Raw genomic sequence first — 20,070 nt, forward strand, 5'->3', positions numbered from 1 at the left:
CTATCGCGAGACGGCGGAGCGGTCTCGCATTTCGGCATCAACTGCCCAGCCGCAGTCGTTCGGCGCGGACCGCCCATGGCAAGGTAGCCGCAATCTATGCTCGTCATTAGAGCGCGATCGGTAAAGTGCGTTCGATCGCGCTCTAAACCATTGAATCTACGCATGACCTTGTCACCAAAGTTACGCGCCCTGGGGATCATGCGTTAGCCAATCGCAGCACGAACGGAAAGCGCTGCCCAGGATGATTGCATCGTCTCGCCCACATGGCAGTAGCAGACAATTTCGTGGAGCTCATTGTCGGTCAATTCGAAGAAACGCTTTGCTTCGCCATAAGTATCGTCTTTCAGCCCCTCATCGCGCAGGATCGAATCCTCGAAGGCAACCGATATTGGCGAGCCTTCGCCACGCATAATTTCGCGCTCGGGTGACGAACGATATTCGGTCCCGATAAGTGCGGTGAGGAGTCGGTTGGGCTGCCGTTCAAGAAGTTTTGACCAACGTTCGAGACGCTGGGTTCGGTCCATTGCAGGAGGTGTTGGGTCTCTGTGTACCTTTGCCACCGTATGCAGTTGGTCCAGTGTTTGGTGCCTCATGGCAACCTCCTAATAGTAGGTGGGTTGGCCCCAAACTCCCTGTACCAAGATCATACCGCGAATATATCGATACGTCACTCTCATTCCATATCCAGCTTGGCTTCTCTCCGGGTGCATCGAAGGATGGAGCGGCCCCTGCCTTATCGTCGATTTTCGGCCTGATGGGATAGATCGTCGGCACCTTTGCCGCGCCAACCCGGCGCGCTCAGTTCTGCTGGATCGAAATGCCTTTTTCGTCGATCTTGAGTTCCACGCCCTTCGGCCTGGTTTGCTCGCGATAGACATAGACGCCGAGCGCGATGACCACCACGACGAGCGCGCCGATGATGAGATAGAGCATGTTCTGTTTCATGGCGCGCCCTTGATGTGCTTCGAGGATCAGGCCTGCTTCACCAGCTTGATCAGCACGAGCAGGATGACCGCGCCGATCGTGGCGTGGACGATGGAGGCAAATATGCCACCGCCTATGGCGAACCCCAGCGTTGGGAAGAGCCAGCCGGCGATGAAGGCACCGACAATGCCGACGGCGATATTGCCGACAAGGCCGAGGCCGAACCCCTTGACCATCAGGCCGGCGAGCCAACCGGCAATGGCGCCGATGATGATGAAGACAAGCAGGCTCTCAGTACCCATTGCATATCCCTCCTGAGCGAACGGCCGTGGAGCAGAAAGCTCCGAATCGACCTCCGATTGCAACAGGTCCAAACTATTGGAAAGGAGCCGGCGCCGCCAGCGGCGTCATTCGTCGTCGTCATCCCCGGATGCAGGCCGCCAGCTGATCGGTTCGATCTTCCTTTGCGTATGACCGTCGGTATAGGCCCACCAGCCGGTGTCGTTCTCGTCCCAGTCGCCGCCGGCCGCTTTCAGCCTCTCTAGCGACCGGTACTGCGCGATGGATTCGTTTATCACGCCGTCGCTGTCCTTCCAGTAGACGGTGACCTTGGAGCCATCCTTGGGCGCTGTGTCGATTGGTTTTCTGGCAGCCATTTCATCCACTCCATGACCGACAGAACATCGCGGTGAACACCTGGTTCCACCTTAGCTGTGGGCGAAGATGTCTGCCTCATCCCAGCCCATCAGGTCGAGTTTCGCACGCGTCGGCAGGAAGCGGAAGCAGGCCTCGGCCTCCTTGCTCCGGTTGTCGCGCGCCAGCCGCGCTGTCAGAACATCGCGCAGCTGGTGCAGATAGAGCACGTCTGAGGCGGCGTATTCGAGTTGTTCGGGCGACAGCGTTTCCGCCGCCCAGTCCGACGATTGCTGCGCCTTCGAAAGGCTGACGCCGAGAAGCTCAAAGCAGATGTCCTTCAGCCCGTGCCGGTCGGTGTAGGTTCGGGTAAGCCGCGAGGCGATCTTGGTGCAGAACACCGGCTCCGGCATGACGCCGAAGGCGTTGTAGAGCACGGCGAGATCGAAACGGCCGAAATGGAACAGCTTGGTTATGCTGCGGTTCTTGAGCAGGCTGACGAGGTTTGGCGCCTTCTTCTGGCCGGGCGCGATCTGGATGACGTCGGCGGAACCGTCGCCCGGCGAGATCTGCACCACGCAAAGCCGGTCGCGATGCGGATTGAGTCCCAGCGTCTCCGTGTCGATGGCGACCGCCCCGACGTCGTAGTGCAAGAGCCCCGGTAGGTCGTTCTTATGGAAGCGGATATCGCTCATCGTCTTCTCCGGTCGCGACTGGACGCACGTCGCTCTAATGCATGTCGCGCAAAAGTGTGCAGCGGTTTTGCGATAACGACATGCATAAAACAACAACCCTAAAGCGCGTCGCATCAGGCAGGTCAAACGCGACGCGCTTTAGCCCGTCCTTGCCGCGATCCGATGAAAAATCAACAGAAAGTTGAAATCTTGCCCTGTCAGCGTGTCAGCGCATCGAGAATGCGCGCCCAGGAGCGTTGTCCCTTGTGGAAGGAACTCATCTCGTATTTCTCGTTCGGCGAATGGATGCGGTCATCGTCGAGCCCGAAACCGACCAGCAACGATTCGATGCCGAGATAGGTCTGGAAATCGCCGACCACCGGAATCGAGCCGCCGCTTCCCGTCATCACCGCCGGTTTCGGCCATTCGTCGGACAGCGCGTCCTTGGCCTTGGCGAGAAACGGCGAGTCGTAGGAAAGCTGGATCGCCGGCGAGCCGCCATGCGGGTGGAAATCGACTGAGCAGTCGGCAGGGATGCGCTCCCTGACGAAGGCCTGGAAAGCGGCTCGGATCTTCTGGGGATTCTGCTTGTGGACGAGGCGGAAGGACACTTTTGCCGAGGCTTCCGCCGCGATCACCGTCTTGAACCCCTTGCCGGTATAGCCGCCGGTAATGCCGTTGAACTCGGCCGTCGGCCGCGCCCAGGTGAGTTCGAGCACTGAGCGGCCCTTTTCGCCGGATGGGATCGACAGGCCGACAGGTCCGAGGAACGTCTCGGCGGTTTCGCCGAGCGCCTCCCATGACTTCAGGATCTGCGAAGGCGTCTCCTCGACGCCGTCATAGAAACCGGGAATGGTGACGCGACCGTTCTGGTCGTGGATGTCGGCCAGTATCCCGGCCAGGATGCGGATTGGATTGGCGGCAGCACCGCCATAGAGACCGGAATGCAAGTCGCGGTCGGCGGCCTTCACCGTGATCTCCTCGCCGACCAGCCCGCGCAGCGCGACGCAGATGGACGGCGTATCGCGGTCCCACATGCCGGTGTCGCAGACAAGCGCAAAGTCGGCCTTGAGTTCGGCCGCATTTGCCTCGAGGAACGGCTTCAGCGATGGCGAGCCGGACTCCTCCTCGCCTTCGAACAGGATCGTGATGCGGCACGGCAGCCCGCCATGCACTTGCTTCCAGGCGCGGCAAGCCTCGACGAAGGTCATCAGTTGCCCCTTGTCGTCGGCCGAACCACGTCCCGTGATCACCTGATGGCTGGGCTCGATCTCCTTCACCGAAGGCGCGAACGGATCGCTTTCCCACAGCTCGATCGGGTCGACCGGCTGCACGTCGTAATGGCCATAGAACAGGACATGCGGTGCGCCCGCCGGCCCGTCATGGTGCGCCACCACCATCGGATGGCCTGGCGTGTCGCGCACGCTGGCGTCGAAGCCGATCAGTTTGAGCTCCGCCACCAGCCATTCCGCCGCCTTGCGGCAGTCTGCGGCATAGGTCGGGTCGGTCGAGATCGACTTGATCCTGAGCAGGCCGAACAGGCGCTCCAGGCTCTCGTCGAGGTTGTTGTCGAGGCGGTCGAGGACGGGAGAAATTCTGGACATTTTTATCAGGCCTTTCGATTCTGAGCGGCAACCCTAAAGCTGCGAGGCAGAAACGAAAAGCCGACGGTCGTTGGACCACGGGCTCCAAAGAGCAAAAAAATGCCGCCGTGGTGGAGGGGAAACCACGGCGGCCTTTACTCGAAACGATGCGGCAGCCCGGAGAGGGGGATAGGCTGCCGCAAGTGTCCGGGATAGGCGGGGGACGGGCCTTGCTCCGGACCTCGGCGAAAAATGCCGATGGCGTTTATCTGTGTCTCCGAACGTGGCGATTCAAGGGCACGAAGATTACACTTTCGTAACATACCCGTGATCGGCTCGACTTGTCAGGGATGTTGCCGGAACCGGTGATTGAGACCGCCTTTGGCATGGACCACGACGCCCCGCCGCGCTATCCCTTCGTCCCATGAAAAAAGGCGATCATCTCTTCCTTGTCGACGGCTCCGGCTACATCTTCCGTGCCTATCACGCGCTACCGCCGCTAACCCGCAAATCCGACGGGCTGCCGACCAGTGCCGTGCTCGGCTTCTGCAACATGGTGTGGAAGCTGACGCAGGACGCCCGCAATACCGATGTCGGCATCGTGCCGACGCATTTCGCCGTCATCTTCGACTATTCGTCGAAAACCTTCCGCAACGACCTCTACCCCGAATACAAGGCCAACCGCTCGGCGCCGCCGGAAGATCTGATCCCGCAGTTCGGCCTGATCCGCCAGGCGACCAGGGCCTTCAACCTGCCCTGCCTCGAGACAGAAGGCTACGAGGCCGACGACCTGATCGCCACCTATTGCCGGCTTGCCTGCGAAGCCGGCGGCGACACCACCATCATTTCCTCCGACAAGGATCTGATGCAACTGGTCGGCCCTTCGGTCGCCATGTACGACCCGATGAAGGACCGCCAGATCGGCGTTCCCGAGGTGATCGAGAAATGGGGCGTGCCGCCGGAAAAAATGATCGACCTGCAGGCGCTGACCGGCGATTCGGTCGACAATGTGCCGGGCGTGCCCGGCATCGGGCCGAAGACCGCGGCGCAATTGCTGGAACAGTTCGGCGATCTCGATACGCTGCTCGCCCGCGCCGGCGAGATCAAGCAGGACAAACGGCGCGAATCGATCATTGCCAACGCCGACAAGGCGCGCATTTCGCGTGAACTGGTGACGCTGAAGAACGACGTGCCGGGGATCAGCGGACTCGACGATTTCGTATTGCATCCGCCCGACGGACCAAAGCTGATCGGCTTCCTCAAGACGATGGAATTCTCCTCGCTGACCCGCCGCGTGGCGGAAGCGACCGGAACGGAAGCGGCTGATGTCAAGGCCGTTCCCGTCATTATCGAGCGCGCCGACACCGCGCATGGTCCCGATGTCGGGTTTGGGGTGCCGGCAGCCGCCGAAAGAGCGGCAGGCACAGTGACAGACGAAGCCGGGGAAGCGGTGCCGGCCACCGTCAAGGTGGAACCCAAGGAAGGCGACACCCCTTCGCTGCTCTCGGCGCTTCGCTTCGAGGACGCCACCGCCAGCAAGATCGACACCAGCGCCTACGTCTGCATCCGCGACACAGCAGTGCTGAAGGCATGGGTGGCCGAGGCGATGGAGACCGGCATCGTCGCCTTCGACACCGAGACCACGTCAGCCGATCCGATGCGGGCCGAGCTGATCGGCCTGTCCATAGCCACCGCGCCCGGTCGCGCCGCCTATGTGCCGCTCGCTCATAAAAGCGGCAACGGCGACCTGCTCGGCGGCGGAATGGTCGAAAACCAGATCCCGATCCGTGAGGCGCTTGGCATCCTGAAGCCGTTGCTGGAGGACAAGTCGGTTCTCAAAATCGTGCAGGAGCTGAAATACGACCTCGTCGTCATGAGCCGCCACGGCATCGATGTCGCCCCCTTCGACGACACCATGCTGATTTCCTACGTGCTCGATGCAGGCACGTCCGGCGGCCACAGCATGGCGGCTCTGTCGGAAAAGTGGCTCGGCCACTCGACCATCACTCTCAAGGAGCTGGCCGGCTCTGGAAGAAGCTTCGTCGGCTTCGACCAGGTCGATATCGACAAGGCAACGGCTTATGCCGCGGAGCATGCCGATGTGACGCTCCGGCTCTGGCGGGTGCTGAAGCCACGGCTTGCCGCCAAGGGCCTGGTCTCGGTCTACGAGCGGCTGGAACGGCCGCTGGTGCCGGTTCTGGCAAGGATGGAGCAGCGCGGCATCTCCGTCGACCGGCAGATCCTGTCACGGCTCTCCGGCGAACTGGCACAGGGCGCCGCGCGGCTGGAGGATGAAATCTATCAGCTTGTTGGCGAGCGCATCAATATCGGCTCGCCAAAACAGCTCGGCGACATCTTGTTCGGCAGGATGGGCCTGCCGGGGGGCTCCAAGACCAAGACCGGCCAATGGTCGACCTCGGCTCAGCTCCTCGAGGACCTCGCCGCCGAGGGCCACGAGCTGCCGCGCAAGATCGTCGACTGGCGCCAGCTGACCAAATTGAAATCGACTTATACCGATGCGCTGCCCGGTTTCGTCCATCCCGATACGAAGCGCGTCCACACCTCATACGCGCTTGCCGCGACGACTACGGGCCGGCTGTCGTCCTCCGATCCCAATTTGCAGAACATTCCGGTACGCACCGTCGAGGGGCGAAAGATCAGGACGGCTTTCATCGCCGACAAGGGCAACAAGCTGGTTTCCGCCGACTACAGCCAGATCGAGTTGCGCGTGCTCGCCCATGTCGCCGAGATCCCGCAGCTCAAGCAGGCGTTTGCCGACGGCGCTGACATCCACGCCATCACCGCGTCGGAGATGTTCAACGTGCCGGTCGAGGGCATGCCCGCGGAGATTCGCCGCCGCGCCAAGGCGATCAATTTTGGCATCATCTACGGCATTTCCGCCTTTGGCCTGGCCAACCAGCTGTCGATCCCGCGCGAAGAGGCCGGCGCCTATATCAAGAAATACTTCGAACGCTTCCCCGGCATCCGCGATTATATCGACGCGACCAAGGCCTATGCCCGCGAATACGGCTATGTCGAAACGATCTTCGGCCGCCGCATCCACTATCCGGAGATACGGTCGTCAAACCCGTCAGTCCGTGCCTTCAACGAGCGCGCCTCGATCAATGCCCGGCTGCAGGGCACCGCGGCCGACATCATCCGCCGCGCCATGATACGCATGGACGAAGCGCTGGAAAAGGCGAAGCTCTCCGCCCGCATGCTGCTGCAAGTGCATGACGAACTGGTCTTCGAGACGGCCGAAGCGGAGGTCGAGGCGACGATCCCCGTCGTGCGCCATGTGATGGAGAACGCCGCGATGCCAGCGGTGTCGATGTCGGTGCCGCTGCACGTCGACGCCCGCGCCGCCGACAATTGGGAAGAGGCGCATTAGTTCGGGCCTGCTATCGACTTCCCGTTTAGGAAGGCAGTATCTGGTGACTCCCTTCCCTCAGCTTGTGTGCCATTTTTCGGTTCAAGGTTCACGACAAGCAGCCGTGTGCTATATTGCCCCCATGATCACCAAGACACTTGAGAATCTGGTAAAGCATGCGGCAGCTTGGCCTCGCGAAGACCAAGAGGAGCTAGCCGACTATGCCCGCGTCATCGAGGCGCGCCGAACGGGTCTGTATGCCACGTCGGAAACAGAGCGCCGCGCCGTGACAGCAGGACTCGCAGAGGCCGATCACGGCACTTTCGTAGATGAGGATACGGTTCGAGCCGCCGACATTCGCCGCAGGCGATGAAGGTCCGATTCACGCGGCAAGCCTTTGCCGAACGCGAGGCGATTTTCAATTACCTCGAAGAGCGGTCACCTCAGGGCGCCTATTCAGTCATTTCCCGGATCCAGGCTGGGATTTCGCGACTTGCCGAATTTCCGGAAAGTGGCCACGCGACCGACATCCCTGACGTTCGCGTTCTCTTCATAGGTCACTATCCCTACAAGGTTTTCTACCGCGCCCGTGCCGATGCAATCGAGATCCTGCACATCCGGCATACCTCAAGAAGGCCCGTTTCCTAGGTGCCGTCCCCGTTTCCTAGTGCAGTCATTGGCACCCAGCGAGGCCTCGAGGACCGATCCGCTTACTTGCCCTGTCTTAGAGCTTTGCCCTCAGGCTTTCCCGATCTAAGCCGCCTCGACGCCAGCGCACGCCGACAATTGAGAAGAGGCTCATTGATGCGCCCAAACCAAGGTGTGTTGAGATTCAGGTCAGGCCGAGTCGAAAATGGTGGCTTCCGAGAACCGGAGCGGAGCGTACCTTTGGGTACGTGAGCACCGGAAGCGCAGGAAGCCGCCATTTGCAGGCCGGCATCACCTGAATATCAATACACCTTAAGCCGCCTCGGTCAGGCATTTCGCACAGGTGCCGCGGAACTCGATCACCGCCTTCTTGGCGGCGAAGCCGGTCGAGCGTACCCATTCGTCGAGCCGGTGTCCGACATCATGGTCGGAAAATTCGGTCACCTGCCCGCATGTGTCGCAGATGGCAAAGGCGGTCATCGAATGGCTGTGGTCGTGCGGCTCGGCGCAGGCGACAAAGGAATTGAGGCTTTCGAGCCGGTGCACGAAGCCGGACTTCACCAGCGTGTCGAGCGCGCGATAGACTTGCAGCGGTGCTCGAAAACCCCGATCGCGAAGCTGGTCGAGCAATGTATAGGCGCTAAGCGGCCCGCTGGCGGCCTCGAGTTTCTCGAGCACGCACAGCTGGTTTTTCGTCAGCACATCCCTTGCCGCCATGATCCTGTTTCCAACCCGTATTGCGCCGGTTGCACTGCAAGCGGCTCCAGTTCTCTCCAGATAGCGACGAACCGGCCTTTTTGCTACTGTTTCTGTGTCTGCATGGCCCAGAAGCCGGCCAACTCCGGGCAGGCCCAAATTTCGAAGCAGACATTGGCGGCCGAGTAAAAAAACGGCGGGAGCAGTTCCCGCCGTACCTGTTCGGCTATGCGCTGCCAATCACTTCCGTGGCGGATCACTTCCGTGGCGGACCCTTGCGCTCGGCGGGGGCGGCCCACAGATTGATATCGGCTTCGCGCGCGTAGGTGTCGATATCGGCGAGCTCGGCATCGCTGAAGTCGAGCGCCTTCAGCGCGCCGACGCAATCCTCGACCTGTTCCGGTCGGCTGGCGCCGATCAGCGCCGAGGTCACCCGGCCCTTGCGCAGCACCCAGGCCAGCGCCATCTGCGCCAGCGTCTGCCCGCGTCGGCTGGCAATCGCGTTCAGCGCCTTGATGTTGGCGATGGTCTTGTCGTTGATGAAGGCCGGCCTCAGCGACTTGCCTTGGCTGGCGCGGCTGCCCTCCGGGATGCCGCCGAGATATTTGTCGGTCAGCATGCCTTGCGCCAGCGGCGTGAACACGATCGAGCCGACGCCGAGCCCCTCCAGCGTGTCGAGCAGACCATCGTCCTCGACCCAGCGGTTGAGCATCGAATAGCTCGGCTGATGGATGATGCAAGGCGTGCCGAGCTGCTTCAAAATGTCGGCGGCCTCGCGCGTGCGCTGCGAATTGTAGGAGGAGATGCCGGCATAAAGCGCCTTACCCGAGCGCACCGCGTGATCGAGGGCGCCCATCGTTTCTTCCAGCGGAGTATCAGGGTCGAAGCGGTGCGAATAGAAGATGTCGACATAGTCGAGCCCCATCCGCTTCAGGCTCTGGTCGAGGCTGGCCAGCACATATTTGCGCCCGCCCCATTCGCCATAGGGTCCGGCCCACATCTCATAACCGGCCTTGGTCGAGATGATCAGCTCGTCGCGATAGGAGGAGAAATCTGTCCGCAGGATTTCGCCAAAAGCCGTCTCCGCCGAACCGGGCGGCGGGCCGTAATTGTTGGCGAGGTCGAAATGCGTGATGCCGAGATCGAAGGCCTTGCGCGCGATCGCCTGCTTGGTCCGGTGCGGTGTGTCGTCACCGAAATTGTGCCAGAGGCCGAGCGAGATCGCCGGCAATTTCAGGCCGGATCGCCCGCAGCGATTATAGACCATTTTCTCGTAGCGGTTTTCGGCGGGGACATAGGGCATGGGAGATCCTCAAAGCAAAAGCGAGCCCGGCAGTGCCACCGCGAAAAGGTGAGTCGGCTCTGCCCTCACCCTTAGCCTCTCCCCTTTTTCATGGGGAGAGGGGTCGACGGAAAACAGCACGTGTCGCAATCACTGAAGCGCTTAGAGGCTGTTTGGAAAGTCGCTCCGGCGAGTCATATGGTGGTGGTTTCGAGAACCGGAGCGGAGCGGACATTTGGGTCCGTGAGCCCGCATGACCCCGAAAATCGGACGGATTTTCGGAGAGGATCATGCGCAAAATCAAAAGTGCTACAGCGTCCTTTGCGCGTCCAAAGGACGCGCGGCGCTGTAGGTAAGCGCAGAAAACGCCATCAGATGGCCGCTGGAGGAGAGTTTCCAAACAGCCTCTTACGCCTATTTCTTCTTTGCCAAGAGCCCTTTCTTCTTCGCCAACAGCCCTTCCGCGTCCTTGACGCCCAGTGCCGCAGGCCGTTCGCAGGTGGTCTGCATGGCAACGAACTTTCCGCTCGCGCCCGACCGCAACATGCCGGTCATCACGTCCACGGCATGCAGCGCAAGTTCCATCGAGCACCGATGCGGCCGGCCTTCCGTGATCGCCAGCGCCATGTCGGCGAGACCGGCGGTGCGATAGTTAGCCATCATGCCGTGCGAATGCATCTGGTTGGCCACGCCGAACGGATGCTTCCACTTCGGCAGCTTCTTGACCGGCTTGGCGGCATCGGTGATGCAAACGTCACCGCCGAAGAAATTCGGATCCGGCAAAAACACCGTGCCCAACTCGCCGTAGAGTTCCATCGGCGCATGGCCATGGCTCCAAACGTCCCAGCTGGTATTGAGCGTCACCACGGCGCCATTCTCGAACTCCATCACGCCGTGGATCGTCGTCGGCGTGGCGACCAGGACTTTTTCGCCCGCGCGAGGCTTGGACGAGATGGTACGCTCCGTCGTCGGGATCGAAGCGAACGCCGCCACCTGCTTTACCGGCCCGATCAGCTGGATCAAATTGGTGATGTAGTAGGGTCCGATATCGAGCACCGGGCCAGCGCCAGGCTGGAAGAAGAAGTCCGGATTGGGGTGCCAATGCTCCATCCCATGGTTCATCACGTGGCATGTGCCGCTGGTGATCTTGCCGAGCTTTCCAGTATCGATCAGGTTGCGGACAAGCTGGTGCGCGCCGCCGAGGAAAGTGTCGGGAGCCGAGCCGATGCGCAGTCCATCTCTCTCGGCCATCTTCTTCAGGTCGAGCCCTTCCTTGACCGACAGCACGAATGGCTTTTCCGAATAGACGTGCTTGCCGGCATCGAGGATCTGTTTCGACACCTCGTAGTGCACCGCCGGAACGGTGAGGTTGACGATGATGTCGATATCGCCAGCCTTGAGCAGCCCTTCGACTGTCTCGGCGCGCAGCTTGAACTCCTTCGCCCGCGCCTTGGCCGCATCCATGTTGATATCCGCGCAGGCGCGCATCTCGATGCCGCGAAACAGCGGCGCGAACGAGAAATACGCCTTTGAAATGTTGCCGCAGCCGATGACGCCGATCCCAAGTTTTTTTGCCATGCTGGTTTGCTCCTAATAGGTCTTGGCGGCTGCGATCGAGCGGCGGGCGAAGCGCTCGATGTCGTTGGGGTTGTCCTGTTCCATGACGTAGTATTTGGCGGCGCTCTTGGCGCGCAGCGCCTTGATCAGACCGGCCCAGTCGATCGTGCCGTGGCCGACATCCGACCAGCCGTCCTCGTCGAGACCCTCGCCTGGCTTGGCGATGTCCTTGACATGGACGGCGGCGATGCGTTTGCCATATTTCTCGATCCAGGGCAGCGGATCGTCGCCGCCGCGCACCACCCAGGCGACGTCCATCTCCCAGCCGATGTCGGGCGCTGCCGTCAGGATATGGTCCTGCGGCACCGAACCATCGGCAAGCTTTTTGAACTCGAAATCATGATTGTGCCAGGCAAAGCCGTAGCCGGCTTTCTCAGCCGTCTCGCCGACCTTGGCCAGGCGTGCGCCGAAGCCGCGCCAGCCGGCCGCGTCGGTCGGCCTGCTCTCGGCGACCAGATAGGGGCAGATGAGCAGCGTGATGCCGAGCGCGTCGGCGATTTTGCGCACGCCGTCAAAATCGTTCTCGAGCGCATCGATCGAGAAATGGCCGGTCGGCATGGCGAGCCCGTTCTTGTCGAGTTCGGCACGAAACGCCTTGGGGTCGTCATAGACGCCGCCGAACCCTTCGACTTGCGCATAGCCGAGCTCGCCCAGCATCTTGAGCACCGCTTCCCAAGGTTGGAAATTGCGGGCGCTGTAAAGTTGGAATGACCAGTTCATCGTCTCTCCGTTCTCTGGGGGATGGATGGGCTTGAGGTGAAATTCTGGGGAGTTACAGGCGGGCGCCGGTTGCGGCGTCGAACAGCGAAGCGCGCATCGGGTCAAAACCGATGCTCACCGTGTCGGCATTGTTTGGCGTGCGCTCGGATGTCACCCTAACCGTGAAATTCTGATTTCCGAGCTTCAGCCAGACCAGCGTGTCGGACCCCATGGGTTCGACGACGACGACATTTGCCGTGGCTGTGAACGGCCATCCGGAGCCGCTGTTGAACGCGACATGCTCGGGCCGGATACCGAACACGGCCGCCCCCGGCACGGGCTCCTTTTCGAAAGCGTAGGTGGCGAGCGGGATCCGCACATCCTCGGCGACGAAGTGCCAGGTGCCATCATTTTTCTCCAGCCGGCCATCGAGGAAATTCATCGCCGGCGAGCCGAGGAAGCCGGCGACGAAACGGTTGACCGGGCGGTTGTAGATGGTCTGCGGTGCGTCGAGCTGCTGGATGACGCCGCCCTTCATCACCGCGATGCGGTCGGCCAGCGTCATCGCCTCGATCTGGTCGTGGGTGACATAGATCATCGTGTTCTGCAGCTTGCTGTGCAGCAGTTTTATCTCGACACGCAGCTCCGCGCGCAGCTTGGCGTCGAGATTGGAAAGCGGCTCGTCGAACAGGAAGACGTCGACGTCGCGCACCAGCGCCCGCCCGATCGCCACACGCTGGCGCTGGCCGCCCGAAAGCGCCGACGGCTTGCGCTGCAGCAATGGCTCGATCTGCAGGATCTCGGCGGCCCGCGCGATGCGCTTGGCGATTTCGTCCCTGGGGATGCCGGCAACGCGCAGCCCGAAGGACAGGTTCTTTTCGACAGTCATCTGCGGGTAGAGCGCATAGGACTGGAACACCATGCCGATGCCACGGTCCTTGGGCTCCTCCCAGGTGACGTTCTTGCCCTTGATGAAGATGCGGCCGTCCGAAACGTCGAGCAGTCCGGCGATGCAGTTGAGCAAGGTCGACTTGCCGCAGCCGGACGGCCCGAGCAGCACGATGAACTCGCCCTCGGCGACATCGATGTTGAGCGTTTCCAGCACCGAAACTGCGCCGAAATTCAGCGACAGGTCCTGGATTGAAACGCTGGGATTTTCGAGCCTTGTCATCATCATCCTTTCACCGCGCCGGCGGCGATGCCACGCACGAAAAGCTTGCCGGAAACGAAGTAGACGACGAGCGGTACCAGGCCGGTCAGGATGGTGGCGGCCATGTTGACGTTGTATTCCTTCACGCCTTGCACCGAGTTGACGATGTTGTTGAGCTGCACCGTCATCGGATAGGTGTCGGGGCGGGTGTAGACGACGCCGAACAGGAAGTCGTTCCAGATGCCGGTCACCTGCAGGATGATGGCGACGACGAAGATCGGCAGCGACATCGGCAGCATGATGCGGAAATAGATGCCCCAGAAGCCGGCGCCGTCGACGCGCGCCGCCCGGAACAGTTCCTCCGGCATCGAAGAGAAGTAATTTCGGAACAACAGCGTCAGGATCGGCATGCCGAAAATGGAATGGACGATCACCAGGCCGCTCAGGCTGCCGTAGAGGCCGATTTCGCGCAGGATGATGACGATCGGATAGATCATCACCTGATAGGGGATGAAGGCGCCGACGATCAGGATCACGAAGAAAGTGTCGGCGCCCTTGAAGCGCCAGTTGGCGAGCGCGTAGCCGTTCACCGAAGCGATGGCGATCGACAGGATGACCGACGGAACGGTGATGCGCACCGAGTTCCAGAAGCCGCGCGAGAGCCCGTCGCAGTTGAGGCCGGTGCAGGCGCTGGACCAGGCCTTCACCCAAGGCTCGAAGGTGATCTCGAGCGGCGGTGAGAAGATATTGCCGAGGCGTATCTCCGGCATGCCCTTGAGCGACGTCACCACCATCACATAGAGCGGTAGCAGATAATAGAGCGCCACCACGATGAGCGTGCCATAGAGGAAGATGTTGCGGCGCGAGAACACATGCCGCGGCTTGGGCCCTCGCGGCCCGGATGCCTCAAGCCCGATAGAGCCCGTAGTGGCAGGCAGGGGAACGGCAAGATCAGCCACGCTTCTTGCCTCCGAATTCGAGATAGGCCCAGGGAACGATGACGACCACCACCGACAGCAGCATCATGGTCGAGGCAGCAAAACCCTGGCCGAGGTTCTGGGCGAAGAACATGTAGTCATAGACATATTTGGCCGGCACTTCGGAGGCGATGCCGGGACCGCCGCTGGTCTGGGCGACGACCAGGTCATAGACCTTGACGATACCGGCGGCGATGATGACCAGCGCGGTGATAAAGACCGGTCGCATCATCGGAATGATGATGAAGAGATAGGTTTTTAGGGTCGGTATCCCGTCCACCCGCGCGGCCTTCCAGATATCCTCGTCGATGCCGCGCAGGCCCGCCAGCATCAGGCACATGATCAGCCCGGTGCCTTGCCAGAGCGCGGCGATCAGGATGCCGTAGATGACGATGTCGGAATTGTAGAGCGGATCGAAGCTGAAGCTTTCCCAGCCGAGGCCGCGCACCACCCCCTGGATTCCGAACTCCGGGTTGAGCAGCCACTGCCAGACCAGACCGGTGACGATGAAGGACAGCGCGAAGGGGTAGAGGAAGATGGTGCGGAACGTGTCCTCGAAGCGGATCTTCTGGTCGAGCAGCGCCGCCAGTATGAAGCCGATGACCAGAGAGAACACCAGCGACAGCACACCGTAGACCAGGAGGTTCTCGATCGAGACCAGCCAACGCGGCGTCGACCACAGACGATAATACTGGTCGAGCCCGACGAAGTTCAGCCGCGGCAGCAGTTTTGAATTGGTGAAGGAATAGAGCACCGTCCAGGCGCTGCCGCCGACGAAGATCACCAGTGCGGTGAGGACCATCGGAATAGAGGCGACCTTGGCGTTAAGGTTGCGGAAGAGTTGGTTGGGGCGTTCGCTCTTGCTCATCTGCACAGCCGGGCTGGATCGGGTAAGGCCGAAGGGTCAGGGCGGAAGGGTCAAGGCCGAAGGGTCATGGCCTTGACCCGGAGCTCCCGGCCCCGCGGCGGGCCGGGAGCGAGCGGTTCGTCGATCGTCAGTCCGCTGAGGCGACGATGTCGGCGAAGCGCTTTTGCGCCTCTTCCACAGTCATGTCCGGCTTGGCGAAGAACTCGGAGAAAAGGTCCTCCTTCTGCTTTTGGGTATCCTGCGACAGCAGCTGGTCCGTCCAGGGCATGACGCTGCCTTTGGCCAGGATCTCGAGCCCTTTCTTCATGCAGTCGTTCGCAGCCTTGAGGTCGATATCGCCGCGCACCGGCAGCGAACCCTTCTTGAGGTTGAAGGCGACCTGGGTCTTGGGATCGAGCAGCGTTTTGGCCAGCGCTTCCTGCGCCTTGGACTTTTCAGCGTCCTGCAGCAGCGGGAAGTAGAAGGCGTCGCCGCCGGTGGCGATGACCTCGTTCAGGCCAAGGCCGGGAAGGCACGTGTAGTCCTTGCCGGCGGTCTGGCCGGCAACCTGGAACTCGCCCTGCGCCCAGTCGCCCATGATCTGGCCGCCGGCCTTGCCGGAGATGACGAGATTGGTGGCCTGGTTCCAGTCCTGCACATTGGTGTTCTTCGCCATCTTGCGGGCATCGTCCGCAGCCTTGAACACCTTGGCGACTTCGGGCCCGGCGGCGAATTCCGCATCCTTGTCGCGATAGACCTTCAAGAAAGCGTCGGTGCCACCGACCGCCGTGAGCAGCACGTCAAATGCCCCGGAGGATTGCCAGGGCTGCCCGCCGACCGCCAGCGGTATGATGCCTGCCTTCTCCAGCGCAGGGGCGGCTGCGACATATTCATTCCAATTCTTCGGCACCGGCACACCGGCCTTTTCGAAGGCCGCGTTCGACAGCCACAGCCACTGCCAGGAGTGAATGTTGACCGGCACGCAATAGATCTTGCCGTCGAGGGTACAGCCGTCGAGCAGGCTCTTCGGCTGAACGATTTCCGCCCACTTGTCCCTGGTGGCCAGTTCGGTCAAATCGCGCATCAGACCGGCCTGCACCAATTCTTCCGCTTGCCTTCCGTGGTTGAACTGGGTGGCGCCCATGGGGTCGCCGCCAGTGATGCGGCTGATCATGATCGGCCGTGCCGTACCGCCGGAACCGGCGATAGCGCCGTCGACCCAACGATTGCCTGTCGCGTCGAACGCCTTGGCGAATTCGGCGACCGCCGCCGCCTCGCCGCCCGAAGTCCACCAATGGGTGACTTCCAGATCCGTCGCTGCCGCCGGGCCGGCGAATGGCAGCGCGGTTGTCACCGCCAACGCAGCGGTCATGAATTGGTATCGCATTTCGGCTCCTCCCAGAATCTGAAACGTTACAGATTTTCGATACGGCAATTGCGTAGGGCGTGCAACCCCCGAATGGAACGCGGTCCAATATTTTTTTGAGGCGCGAACAAATTCGCTCATTGCAACCTACTTGCTGCACCGCAGCAGGTAGGTTGCACTGCAAAAATGGCGCTGCAAAGCGTGAAATTCGGCGAATCTCGTTGCGCGAGCACGCCCTGCAACGTCCAGCGACCTTGCGTCGAATGGAGCGTCGCTCCGTGCAAAGAACCTGCCACCAACCGCTGGGCGACGGCAAGTGACAATCTGTAACGTTTCAGTATATAGAGTGTTCATCAGGCGGAGTCGCGGGCGAGCCGCGATCCGCCGATTGCCGGCCTGCACGGCAACTGCTATGCGCCTGACGGGCGGGACGAATGGACAGACATCAGACGGAAAAGGACGACGAGGCGTCGGCACAGGGCCGGCCGACGTTGAAGACGCTTGCCTTCATGACCGGGCTGGGCGTCACCACCGTGTCGCGGGCCCTGAAGGACGCGCCCGAGATCGGCGCCGAAACCAGGCGACGCGTCCAGCTCGTCGCCAGGCAGATCGGTTACCGCCCCAACCGTGCCGGTGTGCGCCTGCGGACCGGCAAGACCAATGTCATCAGCCTCGTGCTCAACACCGAGCGCGAGATCATGAGTTTTGTCTCGGATATCATCTACGGCGTCTCGGAAGTCATCGCCGACACACCCTATCACCTGATCGTCACGCCCTACTCACGTTCGCAGGACCCCCTGGACCCGATACGCTATCTGGTGGAAACCGGCTCCGCCGACGGCGTCATCATTTCGCGCACGCAGCCGAACGACCCCAGGGCCCGTTACATGCTCGAGCGTGGCATCCCCTTTGCCACGCATGGCCGCACCGATATGGGGCTGATCCACCCCTATCATGATTTCGACAACTACGCGTTCGCGACCGAGGCTGTGCGCCACCTGGCCGGCATCGGCCGCCGCAGGCTGGCTCTGCTGGCGCCCCCAGTCGAGCTGACCTACCACAGTCATACGCTGAGCGGCTTCACCGATGCGCTGAGCGAGGTCGGCGCCAGCGAGATCCCGTTCAACACCGTTTCGGTCGACCATTCGATCGAGCAGATCAGGATGAGGACCGCGCAGCTGATGCGCCGCGATGTCAGGCCGGACGGTTTCGTCAGCAGTGCCGCTGCCGCGACACTCGCCATCGTCGCCGGCATCGAGGACGCCGGCCTCAAGCTCGGCCGGGACGTCGACGTGGTGTCCAAGCAGTCGTCCGACCTGCTGCATCTGTTCCGCCGGGAATTGCTGGTGGTCAACGAGAACTTCCGGCTGGCCGGCGCGGAACTCGCCCGCTCGGTGCTGGGCTGGATCGGCGGCGCAACACCTGGCTCCTTGCAGAGCCTGAGCAAGCCGACCGGGGTTCTGGCCTATCGCCCTCCCGACTAGAGCGAATACATTCAAATTGAACTGGGCATCCCGCTCCATCTATTTGTCTTAGCGCATTTCTGCGGCGCCAAGTGATTCCACTGGCTGCAAAATGCGCGCTGCTGACTGGCGCCTTGGGCCGCATCCAGTCGGTCCGGTTTCAGACCGTGGAAGGGAAAAGCGGTCATTGGCTTTTGCGGACGCTGCTGAAACCCAACTAGCAATTCTGTTTCATATCGCCTTCGATAGTCGCAGCGTCCTTGGCCCTTTATGAAATCATCTCTCGTAAGGCCCGAGTCCGAGCGTCAATTTCTGCCCGGCCTCTTGTCCCCGCGTGGCGGTATGGTTCTAGATAGCGCAGCCGATATGAGTTGGCCGTCGCAAATTCGTTGAGGTCGCTTTGCTGGCGATCCACGACGATCCACCCGTTTACCGAAAGAATGGTGAGTGCAGAGGTGATGTGCTGGCGCGCAATCCCTGAATATTCTGTGATTTTGTCGTAGCTCAGATCAACCCGGTTCGTCTCGTTGGCGGCATCTTGCTGTTCTCCCTAATCCATCGCTAGTGCGCCGCCATCTATGTGCGCCAATAGGCAGGCTGCCCAAGCACTAAGGCGAACACAGCGCCATCTCGCCCCGAATAGAACTTAACTACTTGCGTTAAGTCGCGTTGACAAGGCGGAATTATCGGCTATGTTCGAAGCTGATGGACATCGAGTTCGCAGACCCGCGCCTAGCGCTGATTGAGACGGAAGCCGCAGCGGACAGCCGCTTGCCAGTCGCCGTCATCCAGACTGCGCGTCAACGCTTTAGCGTCATGCGGGCAGCGCCTGATGCGCGCACGCTGCACAACTGGAGGAGTCTTGGCTTGAAGCCGCGCGCTGGATCGGCGGAGCACCTCGTGGTGCTCTCGCCGCAATGGGCGATAGTGGTCAAAATCATAGAAAAGAACGGCATCATGACGGTGGTCATTACAGCAATGGAAGAGCATCTGCGGGTGGTGGCATGACGGGGAACAGCAATCAGGTAGCCATCGAGCCACCGGGCACGTTTATCAAGATGGAGCTGGAAGCGCGTGGATGGTCGCAGCGCGATCTCGCCTTCATTCTTGGCCAGACCGAGCAGCAGCTCAATCCGCTTTTGTCCGGCAAGCGTGGCATCACCCCCGATATGGCGCGCCTGCTCAGCGACGCGTTCGATACGTCGCCGGAGTTCTTCCTGAACCTTCAGGGCCGTTATGACCTGCAGAATGCCAAGGAGCCGGATCCGGCGGTGAAGACTCGGGCCGGGCTGCAGGCTCACTTCCCCGTACGCGACATGATCCGGCGCGGTTGGATTCAGGACGGCGAAGCATCCCTGCTCCATCTCCAAATGTCTCGCTTCTTCGAAGCAGCCAATGACGATATGCTGGGTGACATCGCATTCGCTGCGAAGCGCACGCATTATGACGCTACGCCGCCGCATCAGCTCGCGTGGGTGTTTCGAGTACGCCAGCTTGCCAGACAGATGGAGGTCGAAACTTTTTCGACCGAAAAGCTCGGTGCACTTCTGCCCAAATTGCGCAGCTTGATGGTCGATCCCGAAGCGGTCGCCTTCGTGCCAAGCTTCTTGGCGGGCTGCGGAGTCCGCTTTGTCGTCGTCGAGGTTCTGCCCAACGCCAAGATCGATGGGGTCTGTACCTGGCTTGACGATGGGTCCCCCGTGATCGGCATGTCTACGCTGTACGATCGGCTCGATAACTTCTGGTTCGTACTACGGCATGAGATCGAGCATGTACTGCAGGGTCATGGCAAACAATCGATCGGGATAGTCGATCACCTGACGGGCGAGAGCGCCAACGATGCAAACGGAGAGGCGGACGAGGAGACTGTTGCCAACACTGCGGCCGCCGACTTCTGCGTCCCGTCAGCGAAGATGTCGTCCTTCTATGCCCGCAAGCATCCCTATTTCTCGGAGCGCGACGTTGTCGGTTTCGCGGCGCTATTGGCCATCCACCCCGCGATCGTGGTTGGCCAGCTCCAGAAGCGGATGAAACGCTTCGATTATCTGCGCAAGTATCAGGTTCCGGTCCGTGGGCATCTCCTCAAGGAGGCCATCGCCGATGGCTGGGGCAATGTGGCCGAAGCACAGCTTTAGGGATAG

19 protein-coding genes are annotated in these 20,070 nt (G+C 61.2%); 5 read left to right on the top strand and 14 right to left on the bottom strand.

Annotated features, from left to right (window positions below):
• Positions 1-203 precede the first annotated feature (203 nt).
• The 6 genes from AC0L3I_RS14700 to AC0L3I_RS14725 form a co-directional block, all read right to left on the bottom strand.
• Positions 204-593 carry a hypothetical protein gene (locus tag AC0L3I_RS14700; protein ID WP_095496886.1) on the bottom strand — a complete coding sequence of 130 codons (390 nt, stop codon included), beginning with the start codon at positions 591-593 and terminating at the stop codon, positions 204-206.
• A gap of 205 nt (positions 594-798) precedes the next feature.
• A complete protein-coding gene (locus tag AC0L3I_RS14705) occupies positions 799-945 on the bottom strand; it encodes a hypothetical protein (protein WP_473487872.1) in 147 nt (48 codons plus the stop codon).
• Between the two features lie 26 nt (positions 946-971).
• The gene (locus AC0L3I_RS14710) at positions 972-1,226 is read right to left on the bottom strand and encodes a GlsB/YeaQ/YmgE family stress response membrane protein (protein ID WP_123151714.1); all 255 of its coding nucleotides are present in this window, start codon (positions 1,224-1,226) and stop codon (positions 972-974) included.
• 105 nt (positions 1,227-1,331) lie between these two features.
• Entirely contained in the window at positions 1,332-1,580 is a 249-nt protein-coding gene (locus AC0L3I_RS14715; protein ID WP_473527330.1) for a hypothetical protein, read from the bottom strand.
• Positions 1,581-1,631: 51 nt separating this feature from the next.
• Positions 1,632-2,252, bottom strand: a complete 621-nt coding sequence (locus AC0L3I_RS14720; RefSeq protein ID WP_095496889.1) for a ribonuclease D — start codon at positions 2,250-2,252, stop codon at positions 1,632-1,634.
• Positions 2,253-2,449: 197 nt separating this feature from the next.
• Complete coding sequence (locus AC0L3I_RS14725) at positions 2,450-3,835, bottom strand: M20/M25/M40 family metallo-hydrolase (protein ID WP_473527331.1); 1,386 nt, start codon at positions 3,833-3,835, stop codon at positions 2,450-2,452.
• A 403-nt stretch (positions 3,836-4,238) separates the two neighbouring features.
• On the opposite strand from AC0L3I_RS14725, the gene polA reads away from it, so the two are divergent.
• Both polA and AC0L3I_RS14735 read left to right on the top strand, forming a co-directional pair.
• The gene (polA, locus tag AC0L3I_RS14730) at positions 4,239-7,205 is read left to right on the top strand and encodes a DNA polymerase I (protein WP_473527332.1); all 2,967 of its coding nucleotides are present in this window, start codon (positions 4,239-4,241) and stop codon (positions 7,203-7,205) included.
• 348 nt (positions 7,206-7,553) lie between these two features.
• Entirely contained in the window at positions 7,554-7,832 is a 279-nt protein-coding gene (locus AC0L3I_RS14735) for a type II toxin-antitoxin system RelE/ParE family toxin (protein WP_292483446.1), read from the top strand.
• 312 nt (positions 7,833-8,144) lie between these two features.
• Here the strand turns inward: AC0L3I_RS14735 and AC0L3I_RS14740 are convergent, their stop codons facing one another.
• The 8 genes from AC0L3I_RS14740 to AC0L3I_RS14775 all read right to left on the bottom strand — a co-directional run bounded on the left by AC0L3I_RS14740 (position 8,145) and on the right by AC0L3I_RS14775 (position 16,487).
• Positions 8,145-8,549: a Fur family transcriptional regulator gene (locus AC0L3I_RS14740; protein WP_473527333.1), complete on the bottom strand. Its 405-nt coding sequence runs from the start codon at positions 8,547-8,549 to the stop codon at positions 8,145-8,147.
• A gap of 235 nt (positions 8,550-8,784) precedes the next feature.
• Positions 8,785-9,831 (bottom strand): L-glyceraldehyde 3-phosphate reductase, encoded by a 1,047-nt coding sequence (gene mgrA, locus AC0L3I_RS14745; RefSeq protein ID WP_473527334.1) that lies wholly within the window; start codon positions 9,829-9,831, stop codon positions 8,785-8,787.
• 393 nt (positions 9,832-10,224) lie between these two features.
• Positions 10,225-11,388 carry a Gfo/Idh/MocA family protein gene (locus tag AC0L3I_RS14750; protein ID WP_473487867.1) on the bottom strand — a complete coding sequence of 388 codons (1,164 nt, stop codon included), beginning with the start codon at positions 11,386-11,388 and terminating at the stop codon, positions 10,225-10,227.
• A gap of 12 nt (positions 11,389-11,400) precedes the next feature.
• The gene (locus tag AC0L3I_RS14755; RefSeq protein ID WP_473527335.1) at positions 11,401-12,147 is read right to left on the bottom strand and encodes a sugar phosphate isomerase/epimerase family protein; all 747 of its coding nucleotides are present in this window, start codon (positions 12,145-12,147) and stop codon (positions 11,401-11,403) included.
• A gap of 52 nt (positions 12,148-12,199) precedes the next feature.
• Complete coding sequence (locus AC0L3I_RS14760; RefSeq protein WP_473527385.1) at positions 12,200-13,297, bottom strand: ABC transporter ATP-binding protein; 1,098 nt, start codon at positions 13,295-13,297, stop codon at positions 12,200-12,202.
• 2 nt (positions 13,298-13,299) lie between these two features.
• Positions 13,300-14,235, bottom strand: coding sequence for a carbohydrate ABC transporter permease (locus AC0L3I_RS14765; protein WP_473527336.1), 936 nt, complete (start codon positions 14,233-14,235; stop codon positions 13,300-13,302).
• Complete coding sequence (locus AC0L3I_RS14770) at positions 14,228-15,121, bottom strand: carbohydrate ABC transporter permease (RefSeq protein ID WP_023797405.1); 894 nt, start codon at positions 15,119-15,121, stop codon at positions 14,228-14,230. Before AC0L3I_RS14770 ends, AC0L3I_RS14765 begins: the two co-directional genes overlap by 8 nt.
• A 127-nt stretch (positions 15,122-15,248) precedes the next feature.
• Positions 15,249-16,487, bottom strand: a complete 1,239-nt coding sequence (locus AC0L3I_RS14775; protein WP_473527337.1) for an ABC transporter substrate-binding protein — start codon at positions 16,485-16,487, stop codon at positions 15,249-15,251.
• A 413-nt stretch (positions 16,488-16,900) separates the two neighbouring features.
• On the opposite strand from AC0L3I_RS14775, the gene AC0L3I_RS14780 reads away from it, so the two are divergent.
• The 3 genes from AC0L3I_RS14780 (at position 16,901) to AC0L3I_RS14790 (ending at position 20,064) form a co-directional block, all read left to right on the top strand.
• A complete protein-coding gene (locus AC0L3I_RS14780; RefSeq protein ID WP_473527338.1) occupies positions 16,901-17,950 on the top strand; it encodes a LacI family transcriptional regulator in 1,050 nt (349 codons plus the stop codon).
• Between the two features lie 684 nt (positions 17,951-18,634).
• The gene (locus AC0L3I_RS14785) at positions 18,635-18,937 is read left to right on the top strand and encodes a hypothetical protein (protein WP_473487863.1); all 303 of its coding nucleotides are present in this window, start codon (positions 18,635-18,637) and stop codon (positions 18,935-18,937) included.
• Positions 18,934-20,064, top strand: a complete 1,131-nt coding sequence (locus AC0L3I_RS14790; RefSeq protein ID WP_473487862.1) for a HigA family addiction module antitoxin — start codon at positions 18,934-18,936, stop codon at positions 20,062-20,064. The genes AC0L3I_RS14785 and AC0L3I_RS14790 overlap by 4 nt, the downstream gene beginning before the upstream one ends.
• Positions 20,065-20,070 lie beyond the last annotated feature (6 nt).

The sequence above is a fragment of the Mesorhizobium sp. WSM4840 genome, from assembly GCF_055811755.1.